Genomic DNA, 4,762 nt, shown 5'->3' with positions numbered 1-4,762 from the left:
GGCGATGTCGCCGGAATCGATGTCGATGTCGGGCAACGTATGTAGCTGGCCGAGCGTCAGCGTGTCCTTGAAGCGAACGGTGCCGGGAATGTCGTAGTCGGGCACCATCTTCTTCACGTACTTCAGCACGAAGTTGACGATGGCGCCCTTGGGGAAGCCGATCAGGTCGCCCAGCGCAGTCGTGACCACCTGTTTGACCTGCGTGCCGGCCAGCGCTTCCTGCGCGGTCTTGCCGAAGTTGTCCACGACCAGCAGCACGCTGGCGCCGGAATCGACCAGCTGGTGCTTCAGCTCGCGCGGGGTGTACATCGGGTTGACGTTCACCACCGTCAGGCCGGCGCGCAGCACGCCGAAGATGGCGATGGGGTACTGCAGGCAGTTCGGCATCATGATGGCGACGCGGTCGCCTTTCTTGAGCTTCAGTTCGCCAAGCAGGTACGCCGCGAACTGGCGGCTGAGCTTGTCGATCTCGCCATACGTCAGGGTCTTGCCGAAGTTGCGGAACGCGGGACGGTCGCGGTACTTGCTGATCGCCTCATCGAAGACGGACACGATGGAGCGGTACTGCTCCAGGTCCACCTGCTGCGGCACGCCTTGCGGATAACTCTTGAACCACGGACGTTCCTGACTCATCGTTCTGCTCCCTCCCCAGGGTCTACGGGCTGCCTCGCGGCATGCATGTGGGCGAGCGCCGAAAGGGGCGCCTGCCGGGAGCATACCGTTCCGGATGGAAAAGGCGAAGGTTTCGATGGCGAAGATCGGGCAGGCTTTCATCGCGGCGGCGGCGCTCGTGCTGGCGACGCTGGTGGCGTGCAGCGCGGAAACACCCGAGGCCCAGCTGCGGCACCGCGTGGGAGGCATGCAGGCGGCCGTCGAAGAGAAACGCGTCGGCGATTTCATGGATGGCGTCAGCGACGATTTCACCGGGCCGGCCGGCATGGATCGTGCTGCGTTGCACAACCTGGTGCGTGCACGCACGTTCGCGAACGCACGCGTGGGGACGACGACCGGTCCCCTGGACGTGCGGGTCGATGGAGACAATGCGACGGTGTCGTTCCAGGTGCTGCTAACCGGCAGTACGGGCCGGCTCCTTCCGGAACAGGCGCAGACCTACGATGTCACCACCGCATGGCGTCGGGAACAAGGCGACTGGCGGATCTACCACGCGCGCTGGAACGCGCCCCGCTGACCGCGCGCTATTTCGCCGGCGACAGCTTTCCGGCACTCCACCGGTAGCGCAGCGTCCTGGGAACGGTCGGGCAGCAGCGCGCGTCGTTGGGTCCGGGCCACTTCGTCTTCAGTTCGACGGTGCCGTTGCGCACCACCATGCCTTCCACGCTGCCCAATGGTTCGTCGGTCTCGCCCGCGGGCACGTAATGCGGCCCTTTGCGTGCCAGCACCGTGACGCCGTGATGCCAGTAGGTGGGGCCCAGCATCGTCCACAGCACGACGACTTCCGGCTCGCCGTCACCGTCCAGGTCGGCCACGGCGACATCGCCCGCTTCATAAGCTTCCTGCGGGCCCGCGCTGGCCTGCCGGGTGGCAAGGAACTGCTCGGCGATGCGCCTGGCCTGATCGGTGTCGGGCGCTGCAGCGCGGGCGTGGGCACAGAAGGCGAGGACGAGGAGCAGGCTGGTGGAACGCAGGACAGGAACTCCCATGGCGGCGTCTCGGACGACCTTCGACGAAGGCCTTCAAGGGGCATAACGCACCAGGCGCAGCCGACCGGCAAGCGTTCCTCGCACGCCGTGCCCGGTCTTGCCACGACCCGGGGGAGCCGTGATGATCGGCGTATCAAAACGGGGAAACCGCTCATGTCGATTCGCTGGAAACTCCTGGCGTGCCTGTGGCTGGCCGCTGGAAATGCCTTCGCGCAGGATGCGCTGCCGTACCAGACGCCGCCGGCCGAGATACTGCAGCTCGCCGACGTGCAGCGACCGCCCACCGTCGCGACGGACAGCCGCAAGCAGCACCTGGTGCTGTTCTACCGCGACACGTTCAAGTCGCTGGCAGAACTGTCCGACGAGGAGCTCCGTCTCGGTGGCCTGCGCGTCAATCCACGCACCAACATCGCCAGCACCACCACCTACTTCACCAACCTGAAGGTGCAGGATCTGCAGCGCGGTGGCGCGCAGCAGGTGACGGGTTTGCCTGCGGCGCCGCGCCTGGCGAATTTCACTTGGTCGCCCGACGAACGCCGGCTGGCGTTCACGCACACCACGCGAACCGGCGTGGAAGCGTGGGTGATGGAACTGGCCACTGCGCAGGCCACCCGCCTGACCGAGGCGCGGGTCAACGGCAACGTGGGCAATCCGCTGACCTGGTTCCGCGACAACCAGGCCTTGCTGGTACGCATGTTGCCGGCGCAACGCCCCGCGCTGCTCGATACGGCGCGTTCCGTTCCGACCGGGCCGACGGTGTCGGTGAGCGATGGCAGCAAGGCACAGAACCGCACCTACCAGGACCTGCTGAAGAATCCGTCGGACGAAAACAATTTCGCCGTGCTCGCCACGTCCGAACTGCACCGCGTCCCGCTGAAGGGGCGCGCGACGCTCTGGCGTGCCGCGGCAATGCATACCGGCGAATCGTTCTCGCCGGATGGCCGGTACGTCCTGCTGCGCACCCTGCAGAAGCCGTTTTCCTACCTTGTGCCCTATGGTCGCTTCCCGTACCGCGCCGACGTGGTGGAAACCACCGGCAAGCCGGTGACGACCGTCGTCKAAGCCCCACTCGCTGAAAACCTGCCGAAGGGTTTCATGGCCGTGCGCGCGGGTCGTCGCGATGTCGAATGGCGTGCGGACCAGCCCGCCACGCTGGTCTGGGCCGAAGCGCTGGACAAGGGCGATCCGGCGAACGACGTGCCCTTCCGCGATGAAGCCTTCGCCTGGCAGGCACCGTTCACTTCGCCGCCGCAGTCGCTCTTCAAGACCGTCGACCGCGTCCAGGGCATCCTGTGGGGCGACGACACGCATGCGATCGTCACCGATTACTGGTGGAACACGCGCCATACGCGGACCTACGTGCTGGATCCGTCGAAGCCGGGCGCGCCGCTGCGCGAACTTGTGAGCCGCAGTTACCAGGACCAGTACAGCGATCCGGGGCAGTTCGAGACGCGGAAGAACAGCGCGGGTGAAACCGTGCTCGACCTGGACAATGGCCAGGCGTACCTTATCGGCGACGGCTTCACGCCCGAGGGGCAGTTCCCCTTCATCGATCGGATGGAACTGGCCACTGGCAAGAAGGAACGCCTGTACACGTCGCGTCTCGAAGGCCAGAAGGAAAGCATCCAGGCGCTGCTGGATCCCGCGCAGGGCACGGCGCTGGTACGCATCGAATCGCCGACCGAGTTCCCGAACTACTACGTGCGCCACCTGAAGCAGCGGATCGCACCGGTGCCGGTGACGCAGTTCGAGAATCCCTTCAAGGCCCTGCAGGGCGTGTACAAGGAAGTCCTGACGTACAAGCGCGCCGACGGGCTGCCGCTCACGGGCACGCTGTACCTGCCGGCCGGCTACGACCGAACGGCCAAGCGCGAGAAGCTGCCGCTGGTGATGTGGGCGTATCCCACCGAGTACAAGGACCGAGACAGTGCGGGCCAGAACACCACGAACCCGAACGAGTTCATCTTCCCGAGCTATGGCTCGCCCGTGTACTGGGTCGCGCGCGGTTATGCGGTGCTGGACGACGCGGCGTTCCCGATCGTGGGCGAGGGCAAGGACGAGCCGAACGACACGTTCATCAAGCAGCTGGTGGCCAACGCCAAAGCCGCGATCGACGCCGTCGACGGACTCGGGTACATCGATCGTTCGCGTGTGGCCGTGGGTGGCCATTCGTACGGCGCGTTCATGACCGCCAACCTGCTGACGCACTCGGACCTGTTCGCCGCCGGCATCGCGCGCAGCGGCGCCTACAACCGCACGCTGACGCCGTTCGGCTTCCAGCAGGAAGAGCGCAACTACTGGGAGGCGCCCGGTGTCTACAACGACATGTCGCCCTTCATGCACGTGGAGAAGATGAAGACGCCGCTGCTGCTGGTGCACGGCGAGGCCGACAACAACTCCGGCACGTTCACCATGCAGAGCGAGCGTTACTTCAATGCGCTCAAGGGCTTCGGTGCACCGGCACGCCTCGTGCTGCTGCCGAAGGAGAGCCACGGCTATGCGGCGAAGGAATCGGTCCTGCACCTGCTGTGGGAACAGGACCAGTGGCTGGAGCGGTACGTGAAGAACAAGGGGCAGGCGGCCGGCACAGCACCGGCTGCGGCTCGCTGAAACACGACTGCCTGCACGAAAAAGACCGCCTCAGGGCGGCCTTTTTCTTTTCCCGCTACCAGCACTCAGCCGGCCTTGCGCGCCGCCAGCTGGCGCAGCACGTAGTGCAGCAGCCCACCATGGCGGAAGTACTCCACTTCCTTCGGCGTGAGCAGCAGGACCTTGGCCTGGAACTCGACTTTCTTGCCGTCGGACTTGCGCGCGGTGACCGTGGCGGTTTTCGCAACGCCGTCCTGCAGGCCCGTGACGTCGAATGTTTCCGAGCCGTCAAGGCCCAGCGACTGGGCGTTCTGGCCATCGACGAACTGCAGCGGCAGCACGCCCATACCGACCAGGTTGGAGCGGTGGATGCGTTCGAAGCTCTCCGCGATCACCGCCTTCACGCCCAGCAGGTTGGTGCCCTTTGCCGCCCAGTCGCGCGAGGAGCCCGTGCCGTACTCCTTGCCCGCGATCACCACCAGCGGGACGCTATCGGCCCTGTACTTCATCGC

The 4,762-nt window shown here is 65.8% G+C and carries 4 protein-coding genes and 1 pseudogene; 2 read left to right on the top strand and 3 right to left on the bottom strand.

Features of this window, described 5'->3' with window-relative positions; translation table 11 throughout:
* The coding region (locus tag AC04L7_RS12640; protein ID WP_475513122.1) for an AMP-binding protein at positions 1-633 on the bottom strand (633 nt) is incomplete at its 3' end.
* A gap of 94 nt (positions 634-727) precedes the next feature.
* Here AC04L7_RS12640 and AC04L7_RS12635 point away from each other — a divergent pair.
* A complete protein-coding gene (locus tag AC04L7_RS12635) occupies positions 728-1,189 on the top strand; it encodes a nuclear transport factor 2 family protein (protein WP_435998391.1) in 462 nt (153 codons plus the stop codon).
* A gap of 7 nt (positions 1,190-1,196) precedes the next feature.
* Here the strand turns inward: AC04L7_RS12635 and AC04L7_RS12630 are convergent, their stop codons facing one another.
* A complete protein-coding gene (locus tag AC04L7_RS12630; protein ID WP_435998393.1) occupies positions 1,197-1,661 on the bottom strand; it encodes a hypothetical protein in 465 nt (154 codons plus the stop codon).
* 153 nt (positions 1,662-1,814) lie between these two features.
* Here AC04L7_RS12630 and AC04L7_RS12625 point away from each other — a divergent pair, with 153 nt between their 5' ends.
* The gene (locus AC04L7_RS12625; RefSeq protein ID WP_475513121.1) at positions 1,815-4,271 is read left to right on the top strand and encodes a S9 family peptidase; all 2,457 of its coding nucleotides are present in this window, start codon (positions 1,815-1,817) and stop codon (positions 4,269-4,271) included.
* Positions 4,272-4,336: 65 nt separating this feature from the next.
* Here the strand turns inward: AC04L7_RS12625 and acnA are convergent.
* Positions 4,337-4,762, bottom strand: a pseudogene (gene acnA, locus AC04L7_RS12620) (aconitate hydratase); the annotation flags it as partial.

Source organism: Pseudoxanthomonas sp. LjRoot204_2 (genome assembly GCF_056175765.1).
Note: the sequence above shows the minus strand (reverse complement) of the source record. Positions and strands in the feature narration are given on the sequence as shown.